This is a genomic window from Cupriavidus sp. 94F1 (assembly GCF_057798875.1).
The window spans coordinates 779,744-801,035 of record NZ_JBYOJT010000001.1; the positions used below are offsets into that span (position 1 = coordinate 779,744).

The 21,292-nt window shown below is 67.0% G+C and carries 19 protein-coding genes, 1 other RNA gene and 1 riboswitch; of the genes, 8 read left to right on the top strand and 12 right to left on the bottom strand.

What is annotated here, in order from left to right:
- Positions 1-14 precede the first annotated feature (14 nt).
- From cobT to AC3FJ6_RS03555, 5 genes are all read right to left on the bottom strand, one after another.
- Entirely contained in the window at positions 15-1,079 is a 1,065-nt protein-coding gene (cobT, locus tag AC3FJ6_RS03535) for a nicotinate-nucleotide--dimethylbenzimidazole phosphoribosyltransferase (protein WP_488770695.1), read from the bottom strand.
- A gap of 67 nt (positions 1,080-1,146) precedes the next feature.
- The gene (gene cobO / locus AC3FJ6_RS03540) at positions 1,147-1,779 is read right to left on the bottom strand and encodes a cob(I)yrinic acid a,c-diamide adenosyltransferase (RefSeq protein ID WP_488770696.1); all 633 of its coding nucleotides are present in this window, start codon (positions 1,777-1,779) and stop codon (positions 1,147-1,149) included.
- Entirely contained in the window at positions 1,776-2,585 is an 810-nt protein-coding gene (locus tag AC3FJ6_RS03545) for an ABC transporter ATP-binding protein (protein WP_488770697.1), read from the bottom strand. Before AC3FJ6_RS03545 ends, cobO begins: the two co-directional genes overlap by 4 nt.
- On the bottom strand, positions 2,582-3,589 hold the full coding sequence (locus AC3FJ6_RS03550) for a FecCD family ABC transporter permease (protein WP_488770698.1): 1,008 nt from the start codon (positions 3,587-3,589) through the stop codon (positions 2,582-2,584). The genes AC3FJ6_RS03545 and AC3FJ6_RS03550 overlap by 4 nt, the downstream gene beginning before the upstream one ends.
- Positions 3,590-3,605: 16 nt before the next feature.
- The gene (locus AC3FJ6_RS03555; RefSeq protein ID WP_488770699.1) at positions 3,606-5,615 is read right to left on the bottom strand and encodes a TonB-dependent receptor plug domain-containing protein; all 2,010 of its coding nucleotides are present in this window, start codon (positions 5,613-5,615) and stop codon (positions 3,606-3,608) included.
- Positions 5,616-5,691: 76 nt separating this feature from the next.
- A riboswitch (cobalamin riboswitch) is annotated at positions 5,692-5,995 on the bottom strand.
- Positions 5,996-6,200: 205 nt separating this feature from the next.
- On the opposite strand from AC3FJ6_RS03555, the gene AC3FJ6_RS03560 reads away from it, so the two are divergent.
- The 5 genes from AC3FJ6_RS03560 to AC3FJ6_RS03580 all read left to right on the top strand — a co-directional run bounded on the left by AC3FJ6_RS03560 (position 6,201) and on the right by AC3FJ6_RS03580 (position 8,797).
- Positions 6,201-6,524, top strand: a complete 324-nt coding sequence (locus tag AC3FJ6_RS03560) for a hypothetical protein (protein ID WP_101680841.1) — start codon at positions 6,201-6,203, stop codon at positions 6,522-6,524.
- Positions 6,521-6,844: a cell division protein ZapA gene (locus AC3FJ6_RS03565; protein WP_153947401.1), complete on the top strand. Its 324-nt coding sequence runs from the start codon at positions 6,521-6,523 to the stop codon at positions 6,842-6,844. Before AC3FJ6_RS03560 ends, AC3FJ6_RS03565 begins: the two co-directional genes overlap by 4 nt.
- 330 nt (positions 6,845-7,174) lie before the next feature.
- Positions 7,175-7,393, top strand: a non-coding RNA gene (ssrS, locus tag AC3FJ6_RS03570) — 6S RNA.
- 76 nt (positions 7,394-7,469) lie between these two features.
- Complete coding sequence (locus AC3FJ6_RS03575; RefSeq protein ID WP_153947400.1) at positions 7,470-7,943, top strand: EVE domain-containing protein; 474 nt, start codon at positions 7,470-7,472, stop codon at positions 7,941-7,943.
- Positions 7,944-8,098: 155 nt separating this feature from the next.
- The gene (locus AC3FJ6_RS03580; RefSeq protein WP_488770700.1) at positions 8,099-8,797 is read left to right on the top strand and encodes an SIMPL domain-containing protein; all 699 of its coding nucleotides are present in this window, start codon (positions 8,099-8,101) and stop codon (positions 8,795-8,797) included.
- 85 nt (positions 8,798-8,882) lie between these two features.
- On the opposite strand, the gene AC3FJ6_RS03585 is transcribed toward AC3FJ6_RS03580, so the two are convergent.
- The 5 genes from AC3FJ6_RS03585 to AC3FJ6_RS03605 form a co-directional block, all read right to left on the bottom strand.
- The gene (locus tag AC3FJ6_RS03585; protein ID WP_488770701.1) at positions 8,883-10,436 is read right to left on the bottom strand and encodes a malonate--CoA ligase; all 1,554 of its coding nucleotides are present in this window, start codon (positions 10,434-10,436) and stop codon (positions 8,883-8,885) included.
- 87 nt (positions 10,437-10,523) lie between these two features.
- On the bottom strand, positions 10,524-11,333 hold the full coding sequence (locus AC3FJ6_RS03590) for an enoyl-CoA hydratase/isomerase family protein (protein WP_488770702.1): 810 nt from the start codon (positions 11,331-11,333) through the stop codon (positions 10,524-10,526).
- Complete coding sequence (locus AC3FJ6_RS03595; protein WP_153947396.1) at positions 11,333-12,340, bottom strand: Bug family tripartite tricarboxylate transporter substrate binding protein; 1,008 nt, start codon at positions 12,338-12,340, stop codon at positions 11,333-11,335. The genes AC3FJ6_RS03590 and AC3FJ6_RS03595 overlap by 1 nt, the downstream gene beginning before the upstream one ends.
- A gap of 106 nt (positions 12,341-12,446) precedes the next feature.
- Positions 12,447-13,895, bottom strand: a complete 1,449-nt coding sequence (locus tag AC3FJ6_RS03600) for a malonyl-CoA decarboxylase domain-containing protein (RefSeq protein ID WP_488770703.1) — start codon at positions 13,893-13,895, stop codon at positions 12,447-12,449.
- 52 nt (positions 13,896-13,947) lie between these two features.
- Positions 13,948-14,655, bottom strand: a complete 708-nt coding sequence (locus AC3FJ6_RS03605) for a GntR family transcriptional regulator (RefSeq protein ID WP_488770785.1) — start codon at positions 14,653-14,655, stop codon at positions 13,948-13,950.
- A gap of 788 nt (positions 14,656-15,443) precedes the next feature.
- Between AC3FJ6_RS03605 and AC3FJ6_RS03610 the strand changes: the two genes are divergently transcribed.
- Together AC3FJ6_RS03610 and AC3FJ6_RS03615 are read left to right on the top strand one after the other, a co-directional pair.
- A complete protein-coding gene (locus tag AC3FJ6_RS03610; protein WP_488770704.1) occupies positions 15,444-16,517 on the top strand; it encodes a YjgN family protein in 1,074 nt (357 codons plus the stop codon).
- An 18-nt stretch (positions 16,518-16,535) separates the two neighbouring features.
- On the top strand, positions 16,536-17,564 hold the full coding sequence (locus tag AC3FJ6_RS03615) for a M48 family metallopeptidase (protein ID WP_488770705.1): 1,029 nt from the start codon (positions 16,536-16,538) through the stop codon (positions 17,562-17,564).
- Positions 17,565-17,620: 56 nt separating this feature from the next.
- On the opposite strand, the gene lgt is transcribed toward AC3FJ6_RS03615, so the two are convergent.
- Together lgt and AC3FJ6_RS03625 are read right to left on the bottom strand one after the other, a co-directional pair.
- The gene (lgt, locus tag AC3FJ6_RS03620; RefSeq protein ID WP_488770706.1) at positions 17,621-18,439 is read right to left on the bottom strand and encodes a prolipoprotein diacylglyceryl transferase; all 819 of its coding nucleotides are present in this window, start codon (positions 18,437-18,439) and stop codon (positions 17,621-17,623) included.
- A gap of 55 nt (positions 18,440-18,494) precedes the next feature.
- Positions 18,495-19,439: a LysR family transcriptional regulator gene (locus tag AC3FJ6_RS03625; RefSeq protein ID WP_488770707.1), complete on the bottom strand. Its 945-nt coding sequence runs from the start codon at positions 19,437-19,439 to the stop codon at positions 18,495-18,497.
- 163 nt (positions 19,440-19,602) lie between these two features.
- Between AC3FJ6_RS03625 and ilvD the strand changes: the two genes are divergently transcribed.
- A complete protein-coding gene (gene ilvD / locus AC3FJ6_RS03630; protein WP_488770708.1) occupies positions 19,603-21,276 on the top strand; it encodes a dihydroxy-acid dehydratase in 1,674 nt (557 codons plus the stop codon).
- Positions 21,277-21,292 lie beyond the last annotated feature (16 nt).

Consider the following 21,292-nt stretch of genomic DNA (forward strand, 5'->3'; position numbering starts at 1 on the left):
GGCGTCTGCGCGGTCTAGGCCGAAGCGTTGCTGATGCCGGCGCCGCTGAACGTGGCCATCTCGCGCAGGAAGGCAACGGCCGACGCCACCAGCGGCCAGGCCAGCGCGGCGCCGGTGCCTTCGCCCAGACGCAGGTCCAGTGCCAGCAGCGGCTCGGCCTTGAACTCGGCCAGCAGCGCGCGGTGGCCCTGCTCGTGGGAACAGTGCGAGAACACGCAGTACTGCAGCACGTTCGGGTCGATGCGCGCGGCCACCAGCAGCGCCGCCGAGGCGATAAAGCCGTCCACCAGGATCACCATGCGGCTGGCGGCCGCGGCCAGGTAGGCGCCGGTCATCGCCGCGATCTCGAAGCCGCCGAACGTGGCCAGCACGTCCAGCGGGTCGGTGGCGTGCGGATGCCGCGCCAGCGCCTGCGCCAGAATCTCGCGCTTGCGCGCCACGCCGGCGTCGTCCAGCCCCGTGCCGCGCCCGGTGCAGGCTTCCAGCGGCAGGCCGGTCAGCCGGCTCATCAGGCAGGCCGCCGCCGACGTATTGGCAATGCCCATCTCGCCAAAGCCAATCACATTGGTGCCCTGCTGGGCGTGGCGCAGCACCCGCGCGATGCCGGTGTTGATCGCCGCACCGGCCTCGGCCGGGGTCATGGCCGGCTGCTCGACGAAATTGCGCGTGCCATTGGCCACGCGGCTGTTGACCAGCCCCGGCGACGCCGGCAGCGGCGCACGCACGCCCACATCGACCACTTCGAGCACCATGCCATGCTGGCGCGTGAAGACGTTGATGGCGGCCCCGCCGTTCAGGAAATTCAGCACCATCTGCGCGGTGACTTCGGCCGGGAAGGCGCTGACGCCGGCATCGGCCACGCCATGGTCGCCCGCGAACACGATGATCGCGGGCCGGTTCAGGTCGGGCACGGTTTCGCCACGGATCATGCCGATCTGCAGCGCCAGCGATTCCAGCCGGCCCAGCGACCCGGGCGGCTTGGTCTTGTCGTCGATGGCCGCCTGCAGCGCGCCGCGCAGCGATTCGTCCAGCGGCGCGATCGGCGGCAGGGTCAGCGCAAAGTCGGAAATATGGGTCATCAGTCTTCTTTCGATCCTCGGGGAACGCCAGCCCGGCGAAGCGGAAGCGGGGCTGGCCGGCGTTCTCCTACATTTCTACGCCACGTTGGGCCTTGATGCCCTGCTGGAACGCGTGTTTGACGGGCGTCATGTCGGTCACCGTGTCGGCCGCTTCCACCAGTGCGGGCGGTGCACCCCGGCCCGTGATCACCACATGCTGCATCGCAGGACGCGCGCGCAGATCGGCGATCACGGTCTCGACATCAAGATAGTGCAACTTCAGCGCAATGTTCAGTTCATCGAACAGCACGAGGCCGATCGACGGGTCGCGCAGCATGCGGCGGGCCACCTCCCACGCGGCCTCGGCCTTGGCCACGTCGCGGGCGCGGTCCTGGGTTTCCCAGGTGTAGCCCTCGCCCATCACATGGAACTCGCATTGGTCCGGAAACCGCCGCAGGAACATTTCCTCGCCGCTCGGAATGGCACCCTTGATGAACTGGACCACGCCCGTGCGCATGCCATGCCCCATCGCGCGCACCACCATGCCGAAGCCCGAGCTGGACTTGCCCTTGCCGTTGCCGGTGGTGATGACGATCACACCGCGCTCGGTCTGGGCGGCGGCAATCCTGGCATCGACCACCTCCTTCTTGCGGACCATGCGGTTCTTGTGGCGCTCGTCGCGGCCGTCGTCGCTCGGGCTCGGGTGTTCGGTATCGCTCATGGTGTCTTTCCGTCGGGGATCAGCGCGGTATGGATGCCGTCGCTGATGCTGATAATGGGGGTGCGCAGTGCGTGCGAGCACCGCGCGGGCGTCAGGACCTCGTGCGCCGGGCCGTGCAGCGCGACGCCGTCTTCGGCCATCAGCAGCGCATGGGTGGCGTGCCGGCGCGCGAGCGTCAGGTCATGCAGGATCACCACGGCGGCGTGGCGGCCGGCATGGGTCAGGCGGCGCAGCAGGTCGAGCACCAGGATCTGATGGCGCAGGTCCAGGTGCGAGACCGGTTCGTCCAGCATCAGCAGCGGCGCCTGCTGGGCCAGCACCGCGGCCAGCGACACGCGCTGGCGCTCGCCGCCGGACAGGGTCAGCACATCGCGCGCGGCCAGGGCGTCGAGATCGCACTGGGCCATCACATCGCGCACCACGCGGTCGTCGTCGCGCTTGCCCCAGCCCCAGCCGCTCATGTGCGGATGGCGGCCGATGCGCACCGCATCCTCCACCACCATCGAGAACGTGTCATGTATGGCCTGCGGCAGATAGGCGCGCTGGCGGGCCAGCGTGGCCGGCGCCACCTGCGTGGCGGCCACGCCGCCGATTTCCACGGCCCCGCCATCGGGCGCGCGCAAGCCGGCCAGCACGCCCATCAGCGTGGATTTGCCCACGCCGTTCGGACCCACGACGCACCAGAGCTGGCCCGCCTGGATGGACAGCGACAGGCCATCGACCAGCACCCGCTGGCCCGCGCGCAGGCGCACGTCGCGCAGCGACAAGACGGGACACGGCGCCAGCGGCTCGGACCATGCGTTCATCGCGGCCTCCGCAGCAGCAGGTAAAGGAAGGTGGGCACGCCCAGCAGCGCGGTGATGACACCCACCGGCAACTGCGCTGGCGCGATCACCGTGCGGGCGATCAGATCGGCCGCCATCAGCAGCGTGCCGCCCAGCAGCACCGACGCGGGCAGCAGCTGGCGCTGGTCGTTGCCCCACGCCAGGCGCACCATGTGCGGCACCACCAGTCCGACAAAGCCGATGGACCCGGCCGTGGTGATGGCCGCAGCGATGGCGAACGAGGCAATCAGGAAGGTGGCCAGCCTGACGCGACCCACGCGCACGCCCAGCGACTGCGCCACGGTCTCGCCAAGCAGCATCACGTTCAGCGCACGCGCCATCGGCATCGCCAGCCCCAGCGCCACGACCAGCGTGGCCAGCGCCCAGCCGTAGCTGGCCGTGCCGCCCAGGTCGCCGGTCAGCCAGAACAGCATGCCGCGCAGCCGCGATTCCGGCGCGATGGCCAGGATCAGCGTGATCAGCGCGCCCCAGCCGGCCGCCAGGATCACGCCGGTCAGCAGCAGCCGCGCGCCGGCCTCGTGGTGGCCGCCCTGGACTTGCGGATGCAGCAGGTCGCGCCGCGCCAGCGTGGCCACCAGCAGCATCGAGCAGAGCGCGCCGCCCGCCGCGCCGGACTGGACGACCCACAGCGGCAGCGACAGCAGCATCGCCAGCAGCGCGCCCGTGGAGGCGCCGCCGGACACGCCCAGCACATAGGGCTCGGCCAGCGGATTGCGCAGCAGCACCTGCATCAGCGCGCCGGACAGCGCCAGCAGGCCGCCGCAGGCAAACGCCGCCGCCGCGCGCGGCAGCCGCAGTTCGCGCACGATGGCGCCGGCCGTGCCGGTATCGGCGCCGGTCAGCGCCTGCCAGACCTGCGCGATATCCAGCGCGACGCTGCCGGCCGCCAGCGACAGCGCGAACACCGCCACCCCGGCCAAGGCCAGGACGGTCCAGACGGTCAGCGCGCGGCGCAGTTCGGTCATGACGTGACGTCAGGCCCTACTTCTGGCGCCAGCCGAGCGTGATGAACCCGGCGCGGCCCTGCGTGTTGTAGGGCCAGGCAAGCTGGTAGTTTTTGTCGAACAGGTTTTCCACACGGGCAGCCACGAACCATTGCTTGTCGATGTTGTAGCGGGCATTGAGGTTGACGATACCGTATCCGCCCAGGACGCGCGCGCTGTTGTCGAGCCGCTCCGACGACAGCAGCCATTCGCCGCCAAAGCGCCAGTTGCCGAAGTTGCGGCCCACGTCGAACGACGCATGGCGCCGCGCCCGGCGCAGCAGCTGGGTGTTGCTGCTCTGGTCCACGGGATTCTGGAAGGTCACGGCGGCGCCCAGGTCGGTACCCCAGATCGTGGCGCGCCACGAGGCCTCGATGCCCTGCACCTTGGCCTTGTTGACATTCTGTGCCAGGAACACGCCGCTGCCCACGGCAGTCGACACGATGAGGTCGTCATAGCGCGTCTCGAACGCGGTCACGCGCAGCAGGCCGGCGCTGGCCGTATCCACCTGCACGCCCGCCTCGGCGGACTTGGCGCGTTCGGGCTGCAGGTTCGGCTGGCCGAAGCCCGGGTAATACAGCTCGTTGAAGGTCGGCGCGCGGAACGCATTGCTGACATTGGCGATCAGCTTGACCTGATCGGTCACGTTGAAGCCATAGCCGGCAAAGAAGCTGCCCTGATTGCCGAAGTCGGAATAGTGGTCGTTGCGGCCGTTCAGCTGCAGCTGGTGCCGGCCGATCCGGCCTTCATAGCCGCCGTACACCGAGAACACGTTGCGCGACGGCGCGTTGTACGCACTGGACGCCAGCGTCTGCTGCAGCCAGTCGGTGCCGAACAGCAGCTTGTGATCGGGCGTCAGCGCGTATTCGTTCTGCCAGTTGAACTGGCGGTTGCGCGTGCTGAACAGGCTGTCGAACAGGCCGTTCTTCGTGCCTTCGCTGCGGTCTTCGCTCTGCGACAGCTTGAAATGCGTGGTCCACGCCGAGGTCACCTTGCCGTTGACGAATGCCGACAGCGTGTAGAGCTCGCTGTTCATGCGGAAATCGTCGGTCGGCTTGCCGCTGGTGCTGTCGTACGACAGGTCGCTCTTCGAGTAGTACGCGGCGAAGCCGGCATCCCAGTCGGACGTGAACTTGTGGCGGATCTGGCCCGACACGCTCTTGTTCTCGTACGGGTTGTCGCCGGGGTTCGGCCCGTTGCCGCGCCGGACTGCCGCGGCATTCGCGGCGGCCCACTGGTTATAGTTGATCGACGAAAAACCGTCGGTCTTGAAGATCGAGCCGGTCAGGTTGAACGACGTATCGCCAATCTGGCCGCCGTAGCCGACGGTGCCCTGGCGCGTGTTGTTGCTGCCGTACTCCACCTGCGCATTGGCCGCCGGTGCCTGGCCGGCGCCATTCTTGGTGAAGATCTGCACCACGCCGCCGATGGCATCGGAGCCATACAGCGCCGACACGTTGCCGCGTACCACCTCGATATGGTCGATCTGGTCGGGCAGGATGTTCGCCAGCTGGGCCGTACCGCCGCTGACGCCGGCCACGCGCACGCCATCGATCAGGATCAGCACCTGGTTCGAATTGGCGCCGCGCATGAACAGCGACGTATTGGCGCCCATGCCGCCATTGGCGGCGAATTCGACACCGGCCTGGCCGCGCAGCAGCGAACGCAGGTCGGGCGCCTGCGAATTGACGATGTCCTCCTGGGTCACCACCGTGGTGTGCGGCAGCGCCTCGGTCACACGCTGCGCGGTGCGCGAGGCGGTGACCACCACGGGTGCCAGCGACGGGGGCTGGGCCGCCGCCGGTTGTGCGGCGGGTGCGGCAGGCGCGGCGGATGTGGCTTCGGCGGGTGCGGCAGGCGCGACGGGAGCCGCCCCGGCGGGCGCCTCCTGGGCAAATGCCGGGATATGGGACGCGCAAAGAACGGCAACGGCCGCCATGATGGCGGGCACGGACGGGCCAACCGGCGGCTTCACCGCGACGGTCGACCTGGATAGCGTGGAACGCATGAGCAGGATGGATGAGAACGGCCGGGCCCGTTCCCCCGCGGACCTGATGGCGAATGGGCGTGCCGCATGGGGTGCGGACGCCCGCGTTCTTCAGGCCGGTATCCGGGCTGACGACATCAGGCAGGCCGCCTTCCCGATGGGCTCCCCGCAACTTCCGGCGAGTCCGTATCAGTGGCCTTGGCCCGCCCTGCGAACGACGCTTGGCGTGTTCGCGGTCGCTTACCGTTGCGGGGGCAGCACAGGTTGGCCTGCCCCGCTCGCGTCCAGCCTGGCCGATCGACGTCGCGCCGGGCTGGCGGGCGGTACCCGGCTCCCTGTTTCCCGTTGAACTGCAGCCCCTGCGTAAGGCGGCCGCGAGCACCTGGAACGTGCGCGAGTGTAGGGAGTTTCAAAGTTGGCGTCAATGCGAGGGGTCAAGTTGCCGATATCCGTGATTGACACGCGAAATCGCGCCGTTCGCCGCAGATCGGTGCAACTTCCGTGCGGCAGCAAAGTCTCACCGGTCGCATTGACGGTAGCCCCCGCGTGTGCATCGGCTAGAATCCCCAAACCTGACCCTTACTCCTACCGGACACGACAGGCACTATGCTCAACGAACTCGAACAACTGGCCGCCAAGATCGGGCGCGTGCTGCATCATGCGGACACCCTGGCGGCGGAAAACCAGCGGCTGCGCGCGGAGATCGACCGCCTGCAGGCCGAGGCGAGCACGTTGCGCGCGGACCGCGAAGCCATGGCGGCCGACCGCGAGCTGCTCAACATCAAGATCGAGGAGGCGCAACTGCGCATCCAGTCCATCCTCGACAAGCTGCCCACCGCCAGCGACGCGCGCCAGCTCGACCTGCTCGGCGACGGCCAGTCCCGCGCCGCATCGGAAGGTTCGCAGCAAGCCCCCGGAGAACACGCATGAGCAACAAGCAAGTGGAACTGAACATCGCAGGCCAGCCCTACCGTTTCGCGATCTCGCCGGAGAACGAGGCCGCGCTGCTGGAAGCCGCGGCGCTGGTCGACGACAAGATGAACAAGCTCAAGGGCAGCGTGTCGGCCAAGGGCGTGGAGCGCGTGGCCGTGATGGCGGCCATCAGCATTGCGTCGGACCTGCTGGCCATGCGCCGCAAGCAGGAAGAGGACGGCACGATTCCGGTGGACGCGGTGCGCGCGCGCATTCGCGAGCTGAACGACCGCGCCGACGAGGCGCTGCGCCAGTACGCGCACGTGGGCACGCGCTGAGCCGCCGAAAAAAAACCCTGACGGCAACACTTGAATTGCGCGGCGTCGGCCAGATATGTCGTCCATGTGAAGCCGGTGCCGCGCCCGGCCGCATGATGTGCATGGATATGCCGGTTGTTGTGGAAAATGTAACGCCCCGACGTATCCGGCTTGGTATCACTGACGTCGCGGTGTATAGTGGAGCCACTGCGCGGCGAGACTGACCGACGCAGTTGGATGGTCGGGTTATCGGGCCTGGCCGCCGTTTCCATCCCATCCTAGTTTGAAACGGCAAACGTCTGACATCCCAAGCGTGTTGCACGCACAGGAACCCAAGTCAGACGTTTGACAGTTTCCCTGCCTGGTTCGTGAGGGTCATAAACTCCTTGAACCGATATGCATTGCATGGTGCGGGATCATGTCGTGTGGGCGAGCGCGTTACCGCATTCATAGTCCTGGCTTCGGTCCGGACTCCCTGAGTGGGCGATGTACCCGAAATACGACTTCCGCAGCCACTCTGAACCTCACTTGGGTTCAGGATGCCGACCCAGCGGCCGAGGCGGGGACCCCCTTCAAGTGGTGAAGAGGCGGTGGTTTCAACGAACCACCGCCTTTTTCATTTCAACGCCTGACCTGTCACGGATCCATGCCCGACGCGCGCGCCCGCCAGTACTGGCTGATGAAGTCCGAACCGGATGAAGCCAGCATCGACGATCTGGCCCGTGAAGGCACGCTGCCATGGACCGGCGTGCGCAACTACCAGGCGCGCAACTTCATGCGCGACCAGATGCGCATCGGCGACGGCGTGCTGTTCTATCACTCGTCGTGTCCAGAACCCGGCATCGCCGGCCTTGCCGAGGTCTGCTCGCAGCCCTATCCCGATCCCACGCAGTTCGACCCCAAGAGCGACTACTACGACAAGGCATCCCGGCAGGAAGAGCCCCGCTGGTCGCTGGTGGACGTGCGCTTCGTCAAGAAGAGCGCGCTGATCCCGCTGCCGGCATTGCGCGAGCATGACGCGCTGGCCGACATGGTGGTGCTGCGCAAGGGCAACCGGCTGTCGATCACGCCGGTCACGCCGGCCGAATGGCGCTTCATCACCGAAAAGCTGATGAAGTAGCATCTGCCGCTGCAGTCTTCTGGCCGCGCCGCATTTTTTTGCCCGCCTTAACCCCGATCCGGCCGCCCGGCCGTTAGAGCTTTCATGCAGGAGCCCGCATGGAACGAAATGCGAGGCTTCGCATCTGATAGCCATCACATTGATCGGAGAACAATATGAAGAAATTGCTGGTCGCCTCGCTGCTGGGCACTGCCGCCGCCGTGGCCTCGGCCCAGACCGTTGCCGTGCCGCAGCCTTCGGGCGTGCTGTCGTTGTCCGCCGAAGCCGTGACCGAAGTGCCGACCGACGTGGTCACGCTGGTCCTGGCCACCGAGCAGGAAGGCCCTGAGCCCGCCGCCATTTCGAACGCGCTGTCGTCGCGCACCCAGGCGGCACTGACGCAAGCCAAGCGCGTGTCGGGCGTGGAAGCGCAATCGGGCGGCTTCACGATTCATCCGAATACCGACCGCAACGGCAAGATCAGCACGTGGCGCGGCCGTTCGGAGATCATCCTCAAGTCGAAGGATTTTGCCGCCGTGTCGAAGCTGGCTGGCGAGCTGGCCAACCAGATGCAGGTGCAGAACGTCGGATTCTCGCTGTCGCGCGAGGCGCGCCGTGCCGCCGAGCAGAAGCTGGCCGACCAGGCCGTGGCGGCATTCCGCGACAAGGCGCAGGCCACGACCAAGCTGTTTGGCTTCAGCAGCTTCACGATCCGCGAAGTCTCGGTCAATGAATCGGGCGGCGTGATGCCGCCGGTGCCGCGCATGTACGCGGCCAAGGCCATGTCGGCCGATGCCGGCGCGCCGATTCCGGTGGAAGGCGGCAAGACCCAGGTGACCGTGTCGGTCAACGGGTCGGTGCAGATGGTGAAGTAAGCGACAACGCAACAAGAAACAAGGAAACAAGGAAAAGCCCCGCTCCATTTTCATGGGGCGGGGCTTTTTCTCGGATGGCTTCGGATTACAGCGTCGCGAACTGCTGGCGCAGCACGTTCTTCTGCACCTTGCCCATCGTGTTGCGTGGCAGTTCGTCCACCACGTGCACGCGCTTGGGCACCTTGAAGTTGGCGATGCGGCCCTTGAGCGTGCCGATCATGCCGGCCTCGTCGATATCGGCGCCGGGCTTGCGCACCACCACGGCCACCACGGCCTCGCCAAAATCGGCATGGGGCACGCCGATCACGGCCGATTCCACCACGCCGGGCATCTCGTCGATAAAGCTCTCGATTTCCTTCGGGTAGACGTTGTAGCCGCCCGAGATGATCAGATCCTTGCTGCGGCCGACGATGGTCAGGTAGTTGTCCGGCACCTTGCGCTCGCCAGCCTGGCTGACGATGGCACCCCCGAAGCGGCCCACGTCGCCGGTCTTGAACCAGCCATCGGCGGTGAATTCCTCGGCGGTCTTTTCCGGCATGCGCCAGTAGCCCTTGAACACGTTGGGGCCCTGAACCTGAACATTGCCGATCACGCCCGGCGGGCACAGGTTGCCCTCGCCGTCCATCACGCGCACCGAGACGCCCGGCAGCGGCATCCCCACGGTGCCGCCGATACGTTCACCGAGCGCGGTGTCGTACGGGTTCGAGACCAGCATCACGGTTTCGCTCATGCCGTAGCGTTCCAGGATCGTATGGCCGGTACGCTCACGGAAGGCGTCGAACGTTTCCAGCAGCAGCGGCGCCGACCCCGACACGAACAGGCGCATGTTCTTGCAGAGGTCCTTGTCGAAACGCGACTCCTGCACCATGCGCACGTAGTAGGTCGGCACGCCCATCATCACCGTGCAGCGCGGGATGAATTTCAGAATCTGGCCCATGTCCAGTTTGGGCGCCCAGATCATCTTGGCGCCGGCCAGCAGCGCGCCGTGCGACGCCACGAACAGCCCGTGGACGTGGAAGATCGGCAGCATGTGCAGCAGCACGTCGTCGCTGCGCCAGCCCCAGTATTCGTTCAGCGTCAGCGCGTTCGAGGCCAGGTTGCGATGCGTCAGCATCGCGCCCTTGCTGCGGCCGGTAGTGCCCGATGTGTACAGGATGGCCGCCAGATCGTCGTCCGCGCGCTGCACGGTCTCGAACGTGTCCGGCTGTGCCGCCGCGCGCTGCAGCAGCGATCCGGTACGGTTGTCGTCCAGCGTGAACACGTGCGCCGTGTTGTGCGCAAACGCCACCTTCGACACCCAGCCGAAGTTGCTGCTGCTGCAAACCACCACCGCCGGCTCGGCATTGCCGACGAAATAATCGATTTCGGCTTCCTGGTACGCGGTGTTCAGCGGCAGGTACACATAGCCGGCCCGCAGCGTGGCCAGGTACAGGAACAGCGCCTCCGGCGACTTTTCCACCTGCACGGCCACGCGCGCGCCGGCCGGCAGCTTCAGCGCGGTCAGCAGGTTGGCAAGCTTGGCCGTGGCGCGGTCCAGGTCGTCCCACGTGTAGTACAGGCCGTCATGCGTTTCGATGCAGCAGGCGCTGCGGTCGGCAGGAAAACGGGATTCGAACAGGGCGAACAGATTGGCGTTCATGGTACTGAGCAAAAGGGAATGGCATGCCCGGGGACGGCAGGCGAATGCGCTGGGGCAGCCGGCCATGATAGCCGGCCGGCCGACATATTACTCCCCGGTGAAATCCGGAGGCCGGTGCGCCAGGAAGGCGGCTACGCCCTCGGCGTGGTCGCGGCTGCCGGCATAGGCGAAGTGGGCGTCCAGTTCCGCGGCGGTCAGCGGCGCCGGCGCCGGCGACAGTCGGCGGATGGTTGCCTTGTTGATGCGCGCGGCCAGCGGCGCCCCGGCGCAGAGACGCTGCACCGTGGCGGCCACCTCGTCGTGCAGGGCCGCCTCGGGCACCACGCGCGTCAGCAGCCCCTTGGCGGCCGCCTCGGCGGCGTCGAACACGCGGCCTTCGAGCAGGATTTCCAGCGTCACCGCGCGCCCTGCCAGGGCCAGCAGGCCCTGCAGTTCGCCGGGCGCCATCGGAAACCCCAGCCGGTTGATCGGCACGCCGAAGCGGCTGCCCGCCGCAGCGACGCGCAGGTCACAGTTGCACGCGATTTCAAGTCCGCCGCCCACGCAGACGCCTTCGATGGCCGCCAGCGTCGGCAATGGACATTCGGCGATGGCCCGCAACGCCGGCGCGATGATGGCCGTGTGATAGCGGCGCACCGCGGCCGCGTCGCCCCGCACCACTGGAAATTCGGCGATGTCGGCCCCGGCGGCGAAGTTGCCGTCGGCGCCGCGCACGACCACGCAGCGCGGCGGACGGGCCGCGGGGTCGGCCGCGCTTGCCACCTCGGCCGCCAGCGCGTCAAACCCCGTGGCCAGCGCCTGCCACATGCCGGCCGATATCGCGTTGAGCTTGCCCGGATGCGACAGCGTGACGGTGACCACCTGGCCATCGCGGGCGAACGTGACAGTGCCGCCCATCAGTCGATCTTGGCGCCCGAACGCTGCACCACCTCGGCCCATCGCTTGATCTCGGCGCGCTGGAACTGCGCGAACTGTTCCTGCGTGAACTGCGGGATGTCCGAACCGTTCTGCAGCCAGATGGCCTTCATTTCGGGGCTGTTCAGCGCCTTGGTGGTCTCGGCGTAGAGCTTGTCGACGATCTCCTTCGGCGTGCCCTTGGGCGCCCACAGCGCGTACCAGGTGGACACCTCGTAGTTCGGCACGCCGGCCTCGGCCGCCGTCGGCACGTTCGGGAACGCCGCCGAGCGCGTCTTCGACGCCACGGCCAGGGCCTTGATACGGCCGGCGCGAATATGTTGCGCCGATGAGCCGAGGCCGTCGAACATCAGGTCCACCTGGCCGGCGATCAGGTCGGACAGCGCCGGGCCGGCGCCCTTGTACGGCACATGCGCCAGATCGGTCTGGGTCTGCAGCTTGAACAGCTCGCCGGCCAGATGGTGCGCCGAGCCGTTACCGGCCGATGCGTAGTTGAGCTGGCCCGGATGCGCCTTGGCATAGGCGATCAGGTCCTTCAACGTGTTGGCCTGCACCTTCGACGGATTCACCACGATCACCTGCGGCGGCTGCGCGATCACCGTGATCGGCACGAAATCCTTCTCGATGTCGTAGTCGAGCTTCTTGTAGAACGACGGCGCGATGGCGTGGTGCGCGCCGCCGATGAAGACCGTGTAGCCGTCCGGCGCGGCCTTGGCTGCCAGGCTGGCGCCCACCGTGCCGCCGGCGCCGCCGCGGTTGTCGATCACGAACTGCTTGCCCAGCTGCTTGGAAAGCTGCGCGGTCAACGGCCGCGCGAACGCGTCGGTGCCGCCGCCGGCCGGGAACGGCACGATCACGGTAACGGGCTTGTTCGGCCAGGGGTCCGCGGCCTGCGCGGCCGGCGCATGGAGGCTGGCCCCGGTGCCGGCCACCAGGCCGGCGATTGCAAAGACGCGTGCGAACGCGGTCAGTTTGCGCTGACGACTCATGTACTGTCTCCTCTCTCTACTCACTGCGTGGAAAGTCAATCGAAGTACTGCCTACTGCCACCCACCCGACAAGAAACCTGCCTGGCGTCCGCGCCCGACCCGAGGGCTACAGCAGCTTGGCCACCGCGCGGCTGACGCGGGGGTTGCCATCGCCAAGGCGAGCCAGATTGTCATCCAGCGCCTCGGGCACGTAAAGATAATTCACCATCACCCCGCATGACTGTGCGCGGCCTTTTCGCGACAGGTCGGCGCCCCAGTTCACGCGCTCGACACATGCCCCGTTACCCAGGTGGAAACGCGCCACCGGATCGGCCGGCACGCCCTTGCCGCCCTGGCGCACCAGGTAGTGCGCCACCAGCGCCAGCGCCGTATCGCGGATGACAGGGTCCTGCGCGTCGGCCGGCAGCGCGGCAAACCAGGCCGCGCCATCGGCCGGCGCCTCGCCATGCCGTTCGCGCCAGCGCGACACCCGCTTGTCACCCAGGATGCGTGCAACCGACTCGCCGTCCTGCTTGCGCAGCCAGTCGGCAAAGCCCGGAATTGGCGACAGCGTGGCGAACTGCTTGAGCTTCGGGAATTCACGCTGCAGTTCCTCGATCACGCGCTTGAGCAGGAAGTTGCCGAAGCTGACGCCGCGCAGGCCCGTCTGCGTGTTCGAGATCGAATAGAAGATGGCCCATTTCACGCGGCGCAGGTCTTCCAGCGGCGCGGCCTCGTCCAGCAGCGTCTGGACGTTGGCGGCCATCTCGGGCACGAATGCCACTTCCACGAAGATCAGCGGCTCGCGCGGAATGCGCGGATGGAAGAACGCATAGCAGCGGCGGTCCGAATCGAGCCGGTTGCGCAGGTCGTTCCACGACGAGATTTCGTGGACGGCTTCGTAGCGGATCAGCTTTTCGAGCAGCGACGCCGGCGAATCCCAGGTGATAGGCTGCAGTTCGAGCAGGCCCACGTCGAACCAGTTCGAGAACAGTGCCTCCAGGTCTTCGTCCAGCGCCCGCAGGCCGGGAATGCGCTTCTGCCAGCGCAACATGTCCGAACGCAGCTGGATCAGGAAGTGCAGGCCGCAGGCGCTGTCGCCACGCTTGCCGTGATGCGCGGCAATGCGCTTGAAGAAGCGGATGCGCGCATTCGACAGGGCCTGCGACAGCCCCGAAGCCGCGCCCGCCGATGCGCCGGCCGGCCCGCTGCCGGACGCGCCGCCCGGCGTATCGCGCCCGGCCGCCACGTCGGCCAGCACGCCGAGCATGGCCTGGCGCAGCGGCTCGGCCGCCGCCTGGTATTCATCCTGCCAGGCCAAGGCGGCGGCATTGGCAGCGCCGTCGGTCAGGCGCGCCTCGAAGCACTGGCGCAGCTGTTCGCGCTGGCGTTTGACGGCGCGCGTGGACAGCGCCTGCTGCGCCGGGTCCGGCGCGTCCGTCGCGGCGGGCCTGGGCGCGTCGTCCTTGCGGTTCCACCAGCGCCCAAAGCGCGAGAACAGCGAGTCGCTGACGGGCTCGCTGGCATCGAGCGGAGCACTGACTTTCAGTGGGTCGGCGGGATCGAGGGCAGTCATGGTCGTGTCCTGCGAGGTCGGTGGAGGATGGGCAAGCCGGGTCGGTCGGACGTCAGCCCTGCCCGGCCAGGCGCAGCGGCGCGGCCGGCGGGGCGGCGGCTGCAGGGGTGGGCTCGGCCGCGTCGAGCATGCGCAATGCGCCGCGCTGACGCAACACGTGGGTCTTCATCAACGCCTCGGCCCCTTCGGGGTCGTGGGCCTTCAATGCCGAGAACACCGACAGGTGTTCGGCACACGACTCGTGAATGCGCCCCGGCAGCCGCAGGCTCTTGTGGCGCGACAGGCGCAGCACCTTGCGCAGGTCGCTGACCACGCCCGACAGCCAGCGATTGCCCGCCAGCCGCTGGATCGCTTCATGGATCTGGTAGTTGGTTTCGTAGTAGGCATCGATATCGCCAGCCTGCGCGTAGCGCGCCAGGTCGGCGTGCAGGCCTTCGAGCGCGGCAAGATCGGCCTGCGTGGCATTGCGCGCGGCCTCGTAGGCGCAACGCCCTTCCAGTAGCGCCATCAGCGGGAAGATGTCGTCCAGGTCCTGCTCGGTCAGCGCGTTGACGAAGCAGCCACGCCGTGGCTCCAGCCGGACCAGCCCTTCGGCGGCCAGCACCTTCAGTGCCTCGCGCAGCGGCGTGCGCGACGTGCCCAGCGACGCCGCCAGCGCCACCTCGTCGATCCAGGCACCGGGCACCAGCGTGCGATCGTCGATCATCGCGCGCAGCCGGTCTGCCACCTCCAGGTACAGCGCCTGCCTGACGATTCGCATCATGCCTTCTCCCTGCGTTCGCGATGAGGGGGGAAACCACACGGGAACATGCCATGCCGATGCGGCGTCGCGAGAGGCGATTAAGCCGCAATAATTCATAATTATGGATTGTGGCGGCGACCGCAAGCGGTTTCGATGCTGCGGGGCAGCAAGCGTGGCGGATTGGGAACTCGGGGAAAGCGAGAGGTGCTGCGGGCAATCCTCCTGCCTCCCTGCAGGAAGATTGCCCGCGCATGAAAGAACCGCTTTGGGTCTTCGACTTGGGCGTCGGGCGCGAGATATGCCGGACGCTTGCGGGTCAGATTCATTTGCCGGCGCTGGCCCCGCGCCTACCCCGTTAAAGCACTCGTCGTCGAGTGCGGATGGTTCCCGTGCCTTTTCCCGTTTGGCTTTTTGTCGTTGCCACGGCGCCGGCGCATGGTCGTGCGCACCCTCCCCATTCGGGCCGTGTCGGGGCCGTACATGGCGTGTCCCGAGCGATCTTGTAACAGGCTGCATAGCGAGGACCGTGCCACCAGCCCTAAGTCTTTGATTTCACTGGGGAGGACGAAACACGACTTGTGACAGTCGGCTGACGATGTAACAGGATGTTTCTTTGTCGTTACGACCCAGTTACCCTCGCCCTCGTAGCCAACGCGAGCCGCCCCAAGCATTTGTGACCGCAGCGGTACACGTGAGTGCGAGAATGTGTGGTACCGCGCACCAAAGCCGCGTGCCAACTGGTTGCAAACCTGAAACAGGCGCCAGCCGCAAAAAAGCGCCCCGTCACAACTGGAGAGGTCAATTCAATGAACTGGGAAGATCAAAACGGCCTGAAGGCCGACGTCGTCGCGCCGGACAGCCAGGTGCCACGCCACCTGAAATTTGCATTTACCGGGTCGGGGTCCGAGTATTTCCGGATCTGGATCGTCAACACGCTGCTGACCATTGTCACGCTGGGCATTTATTCCGCATGGGCCAAGGTGCGCACGCAGCAATATTTCTACCGCAGCACGCAACTGGACGGGGCCACCTTCGACTACCACGGCAATGCCAAGGCGATCCTCAAGGGACGTGGCATCGTCTTCGGCCTGTTTGCGGTGTATCAGCTGGTCCTCGAATTCTCGCCGCCGCTGGGTGCGGTGCTGGCGCTGGCGCTGGCTGTGGTATTTCCGCTGCTGCTGGTGCGGTCGCTGCGCTTTCGCATGGCCAATTCCAGCTACCGTGGCCTGCGCTTCGCGTTCACGGGCACCGACCGCGACGGCTATACGGTCTTCCTGCTGTGGCCGCTGCTGAGCGGCCTGACGCTGTGGCTGCTGGCGCCGATGGCCCACCAGCGCCTCAAACGCTACCAGCACAACAACACGCGCTTCGGGACCGCGCAATTCGCCTTCGACGGCACGGCCGGTGATTTTTACCGCGTCTACCTGGTCACGGCCGGTGTGGTGCTGCTGTGCCTGGTGGCGGGCGGCCTCGCCGGTGGGGCGCTGGCAGCCGCGACGGGCGGCAAGGCGGGCTTTGTCTTCGTGGTCATGCTGATGGCACTGGCGATGTATGCGGGTTTCCTGCTGATCGCCCCGTTCTTCCAGGCCAGGCTGCAGAATGCGGTGTGGAATCACACCACCCTGGCGCCCCACCACTTCCGCAGCGACGTCAAGGCCCGCAGCCTGTTTCTGATCTCGCTCACAAACCTGATCCTCACGGCGCTGACGCTGGGGCTGTTCTACCCGTTCGCGCGCGTGCGGTCGGCGCGCTATCGCGTCGAATCGATGACGATGGTCGCCGTGGGCGCGCTCGACGCCTTCGTGGTCGGCGAAAAGCAGCACGTGGGCGCGCTGGGCGATGCCGCGGCGGACTGGTACGACATCGACATCGCGCTGTAAGCCAAGGAGCGGGCCACCATGATTGCCGCGCAATACTTCGATGGCCGTACGTCGCGCGCGCACCCGGTCGTGCTGCAAGTCCGGGACGGCCACGCCGTGCTGCAGGATGCCGGCGGCGACGAACTGCGCCGCGCGCCGCTGGCATCGTTGCGCGTCTCCGAACGCATCCGGCGCGGCCCGCGTCTGGTGACGTTCGCCGACGGGGCCTACTGCGAGATCACCGACCACGCCGGCTTTGACGCCATGCTGGCCGCCACCGGCCATCGGGAAGGCTGGGTGTCGCGCGCGCAGAACAGCTGGCGTCTGGTCGGGCTGTCGATGCTGGGGCTGGTGCTGTTCGTGGCAGTCTCGTACTTCTACCTGCTGCCGTGGACCGCGGTTCTGGTTGCACGCACGATACCGGCATCGCTCGAAGCGCAACTGGGCCGCACCACGCTGGACAGCCTGGACCAGGGCATCGTCAAGCCGAGCACACTGCCGGCCGCCGACCAGCAACGCATCCGCGACAATTTCGCGGCGCTGCGCCGGCCGGCCGATCCCGGCCACGACTACCAGATCCTGTTCCGCCACGGCGGTGGCATCGGTGCCAATGCACTGGCCCTGCCCGGCGGCACCATCGTCGTGACCGACGAACTGGTGAAGCTGCTGGGCACCGGCCCGGCCATGATGGGCGTGCTGGCGCACGAGGCCGGCCACGTCACGCAACGCCACGGGCTGCAGCAGGTGTTCCAGGCGTCGGCGGTGGGCGCATTGACCGCGTACTTCCTGGGCGACGTGTCGTCGCTGCTGGCCACGGTGCCCACGGCGATGCTGGCCATGCGCTACTCGCGCGATCACGAGCGCGAGGCCGATGCGTTTGCGGTGGAAGTCCTGCGGGAAAACCGGCTGCCGCCGTCGGCGCTGGCCGACGCGCTACAGCAGCTCGAAGACGCCCACGGCGGGCGCGGCAAGCGGTCCGGCCGGGACGATGGGGAGGATAAGGAAGGATTCTTCTCGACGCACCCGCTGACCAGGGAACGGATCGACGCGATCCGGAACGCGCGGTAGTTTTGTGCTCTCCTATCCCGCCTTGCGGGAGAGGGGAGCAAGATCAGACAGCCAGCCTAACGCGCCGCGCCGGCCGCCGCGCCGTTGGCCTGGCGGCGATACGCCCACACCACCATCAGCACGCCGACCACGATCATCGGCAGGCTCAGCCACTGGCCCATCGACAGCTTCAGCGCCAGCAGGCCCAGGAAGCTGTCCGGCTCGCGCGTGAATTCGGCCAGGAAGCGGAACGCGCCATAGCCGATCAGGAAGACGCCCGACACGGCGCCCATCGGCCGGGGCTTGCGCGCGAACAGCCACAGGATGATGAACAGCGCCACGCCTTCGCCGGCAAACTGGTACAGCTGCGAAGGATGACGCGGAATGTTGTCGCCGGCCTGCGGAAAGATCATGCCCCAGGGCAGGTCGGTGGCACGCCCCCACAGTTCGCCGTTGATGAAATTGCCGATACGGCCGGCGGCCAGCCCGCACGGGATCAGCGGCGCGATGAAGTCGGTCACTTCCATCCAGTGGCGGCGCCGCACCTTGGCAAACACCCACATCGCCACCAGCACGCCCAGGAATCCGCCGTGGAAGGCCATGCCGCCTTCCCATACCTTGAAGATCTCCAGCGGGTGGGTCAGGTAGTAGCCCGGCTTGTAGAACAGCACATAGCCAAGGCGGCCGCCCAGGATCACGCCGAGCACGCCGTAGAACAGCATGTCGTCGAGATCGCGCGCCACCCAGCCGCGTGCCGCGACATGGGGCTGCTTGATACGCAGCCGGCCGAACCACAGGAACATGATGAAGCCGGCCAGGTACATCAGTCCGTACCAGCGGATGGCCAGCGGCCCCAGGTGGATGGCAACCGGATCGAATTGCGGATGAACGAGCATGGAGTAGCGGGAGAGTAGCGGTAAGTTTGGAGCGCGCGGCGTGCTGCGCGTTGTTCTATGTCGTTATGCCATGGTCATGCGTCAGCCCGATGGCGCCGGCCAGCCCGGTGGCGATGTCGATGAACGACCGCAGCACCGGCGCCACCCCGGCCGCGCCCTCGCGCCAGGCCAGGCCGGTCTCGATCTCGGGGCCGGCGTCGAGCAAGGTCAGGTAGGACACGCCCGTGCGCCGCAGGTTGCGCAGCGACGCGGGCACCAGCGCCACGCCCATGCCGGCCGACACCAGGCTCACGATCGTCTGCATCTGGATGGCCTCCTGGGCAATCACCGGCGTCAGGCCGTCGCGCGCATAGTAGCCCGTAATGATGTCATAAAACGCTGGCGCACTTCGGCGCGGGAAGATAACCAGCGGCTCGCGCGCGGCATCGCGCAACGCCACTGCCTGCGGCACTGTGGCGCGCCCGGCGGGCCGCCATCCATCGGGCACGGCCAGCACCAGCGGCTCGCGCACCAGCGGCAGGTAGGACAGGCCATGCGGCATCACGGGCAGTTGCGGGCGGATAACCAGCCCGGCGTCGATCGAGCCTTCGGCCAGGGCCTCGAACTGGACATCGCTGGTGGCTTCGCGCAGTTGCAGCTGCACGTCCGGGTGTTGCGCGCGGAAATGCCGCAGCAGGTCAGGCAGGATGCCGTAATCGGCCGTGCTGACAAAGGCCAGCGCCAGCGACCCCACCTCGCCGCGCGCCAGCCGCTGGGCGAGCCCCGGCAGCGCCCCAGCGTCGGCCAGCACGCGCCGCACCTCGGGCAGCCATTGCTGGCCCGCCGGCGTCAGCATCACCGATCGCCGCGTGCGCACGAACAATTGCACGCCAATCTCTTCCTCCAGTGCCTGGATCTGTTGAGACAGCGGCGGCTGGGTCATGGCCAGGCGACGGGCCGCCCGCCCGAAATGCAACTCTTCGGCCACTGTGACGAAGTAACGCAACTGGCGCAGATCCAACGGCGCTGTCCTTTCCGATCGATATGTTTTTCGACTCAATAACGCTCGAATAATATATTTGACACGCTAAAACGCCAAGCGCATGCTTGCCGGCACCACACCAAAAACACGGCCGGCGCAGCGGCGTATCGAGCGCGGGCCCGGCATCCCCCGGAGAGACTTCATGGCCTTCAACAAACGCTCCCAGCACATCACGCAAGGCGTGGCGCGCTCCCCCAACCGCTCGATGTACTACGCGCTCGGCTACAAGAAGGAAGACTTCGACAAGCCGATGGTGGGCATCGCCAATGGCCATTCGACGATTACCCCGTGCAATGCCGGCCTGCAGCGGCTGGCCGATGCCGCCGTGGATGCCGTGCGCGCGTCGGGCGCGAATCCGCAGATCTTCGGCACGCCGACCATCTCGGACGGCATGTCGATGGGCACCGAAGGCATGAAGTATTCGCTGATCTCCCGCGAAGTGATCGCTGACTGCATCGAAACCGCGGCGCAGGGCCAGTGGATGGACGGCGTGGTCGTGATCGGCGGCTGCGACAAGAACATGCCGGGCGGCATGATCGCGCTGGCGCGCACCAACGTGCCGGGCATCTACGTGTACGGCGGCACCATCAGGCCGGGCAACTGGAAGGGCAAGGACCTGACCATCGTGTCGTCGTTCGAGGCCGTGGGCGAGTTCACGGCCGGCCGCATGAGCCAGGAAGACTTCGAGGGCGTGGAAAAGAACGCCTGCCCGAGCACCGGCTCGTGCGGCGGGATGTACACGGCCAACACGATGAGTTCGTCGTTCGAGGCGCTGGGCATGTCGCTGCTGTATTCGTCCACCATGGCCAACCCGGACCAGGAAAAGGTCGACAGCGCCGCCGAATCGGCCCGTGTGCTGGTGGACGCGGTCAAGAAGGACATCAAGCCGCGCGACATCATCACGCGCAAGTCCATCGAAAACGCCGTCACGCTGATCATGGCCACCGGCGGGTCCACCAACGCCGTGCTGCACTACCTGGCCATCGCCCACTCGGCCGAAGTGGAATGGACCATCGACGATTTCGAGCGCATCCGCCGCCGCGTACCGGTGATCTGCAACCTGAAGCCGTCGGGCGACTACGTGGCCACCGACCTGCATCGCGCCGGCGGCATTCCGCAGGTCATGAAAATCCTGCTGAACGCGGGGTTGCTGCATGGCGACTGCCTGACCATCACGGGCCGCACGCTGGCCGAGGAACTGGAGCACGTACCCGACCACCCGCGCGCCGACCAGGACGTGATCATGCCGCTCGATCGCGCGCTCTACAAGCAGGGCCACCTGGCCATCCTGAAGGGCAACCTGGCCGAGGAAGGCGCCGTGGCCAAGATCACCGGGCTCAAGAATCCGGTCATCACCGGCCCGGCACGCGTGTTCGAGGACGAACAGAGCGCGATGGAGGCCATCCTGGGCGACAAGATCAATGCCGGCGATGTCCTTGTGTTGCGCTACCTGGGCCCCAAGGGCGGCCCGGGCATGCCGGAAATGCTGGCGCCCACTTCGGCCATCATCGGCAAGGGGCTGGGCGAATCGGTGGGATTTATTACCGACGGCCGCTTCTCGGGCGGCACCTGGGGCATGGTGGTCGGCCACGTGGCACCGGAAGCCTACGTCGGCGGCACCATCGCGCTGGTGCAGGAAGGCGATTCGATCACGATCGACGCACACCAGCTGGTGTTGCAGCTGAACGTGCCGGACGACGAACTGGCCAGGCGGCGTGCCGCCTGGAAGCAGCCGGCGCCCCGCTATACCCGCGGGGTGCTGGCGAAGTTCTCGAAACTGGCATCGACGGCCAGCAAGGGCGCGGTGACGGACTAACCCTGAAATACCGCTG

Bases quoted from the DNA above. Each gene is read 5' to 3' on its own strand.
- cobT (WP_488770695.1), bottom strand. From the start codon at position 1,079: ATGACCCATATTTCCGACTTTGCGCTGACCCTGCCGCCGATCGCGCCG.
- cobO (WP_488770696.1), bottom strand. From the start codon at position 1,779: ATGAGCGATACCGAACACCCGAGCCCGAGCGACGACGGCCGCGACGAG.
- AC3FJ6_RS03545 (WP_488770697.1), bottom strand. From the start codon at position 2,585: ATGAACGCATGGTCCGAGCCGCTGGCGCCGTGTCCCGTCTTGTCGCTG.
- AC3FJ6_RS03550 (WP_488770698.1), bottom strand. From the start codon at position 3,589: ATGACCGAACTGCGCCGCGCGCTGACCGTCTGGACCGTCCTGGCCTTG.
- AC3FJ6_RS03555 (WP_488770699.1), bottom strand. From the start codon at position 5,615: ATGCGTTCCACGCTATCCAGGTCGACCGTCGCGGTGAAGCCGCCGGTT.
- AC3FJ6_RS03560 (WP_101680841.1), top strand. From the start codon at position 6,201: ATGCTCAACGAACTCGAACAACTGGCCGCCAAGATCGGGCGCGTGCTG.
- AC3FJ6_RS03565 (WP_153947401.1), top strand. From the start codon at position 6,521: ATGAGCAACAAGCAAGTGGAACTGAACATCGCAGGCCAGCCCTACCGT.
- AC3FJ6_RS03575 (WP_153947400.1), top strand. From the start codon at position 7,470: ATGCCCGACGCGCGCGCCCGCCAGTACTGGCTGATGAAGTCCGAACCG.
- AC3FJ6_RS03580 (WP_488770700.1), top strand. From the start codon at position 8,099: ATGAAGAAATTGCTGGTCGCCTCGCTGCTGGGCACTGCCGCCGCCGTG.
- AC3FJ6_RS03585 (WP_488770701.1), bottom strand. From the start codon at position 10,436: ATGAACGCCAATCTGTTCGCCCTGTTCGAATCCCGTTTTCCTGCCGAC.
- AC3FJ6_RS03590 (WP_488770702.1), bottom strand. From the start codon at position 11,333: ATGGGCGGCACTGTCACGTTCGCCCGCGATGGCCAGGTGGTCACCGTC.
- AC3FJ6_RS03595 (WP_153947396.1), bottom strand. From the start codon at position 12,340: ATGAGTCGTCAGCGCAAACTGACCGCGTTCGCACGCGTCTTTGCAATC.
- AC3FJ6_RS03600 (WP_488770703.1), bottom strand. From the start codon at position 13,895: ATGACTGCCCTCGATCCCGCCGACCCACTGAAAGTCAGTGCTCCGCTC.
- AC3FJ6_RS03605 (WP_488770785.1), bottom strand. From the start codon at position 14,655: ATGCGAATCGTCAGGCAGGCGCTGTACCTGGAGGTGGCAGACCGGCTG.
- AC3FJ6_RS03610 (WP_488770704.1), top strand. From the start codon at position 15,444: ATGAACTGGGAAGATCAAAACGGCCTGAAGGCCGACGTCGTCGCGCCG.
- AC3FJ6_RS03615 (WP_488770705.1), top strand. From the start codon at position 16,536: ATGATTGCCGCGCAATACTTCGATGGCCGTACGTCGCGCGCGCACCCG.
- lgt (WP_488770706.1), bottom strand. From the start codon at position 18,439: ATGCTCGTTCATCCGCAATTCGATCCGGTTGCCATCCACCTGGGGCCG.
- ilvD (WP_488770708.1), top strand. From the start codon at position 19,603: ATGGCCTTCAACAAACGCTCCCAGCACATCACGCAAGGCGTGGCGCGC.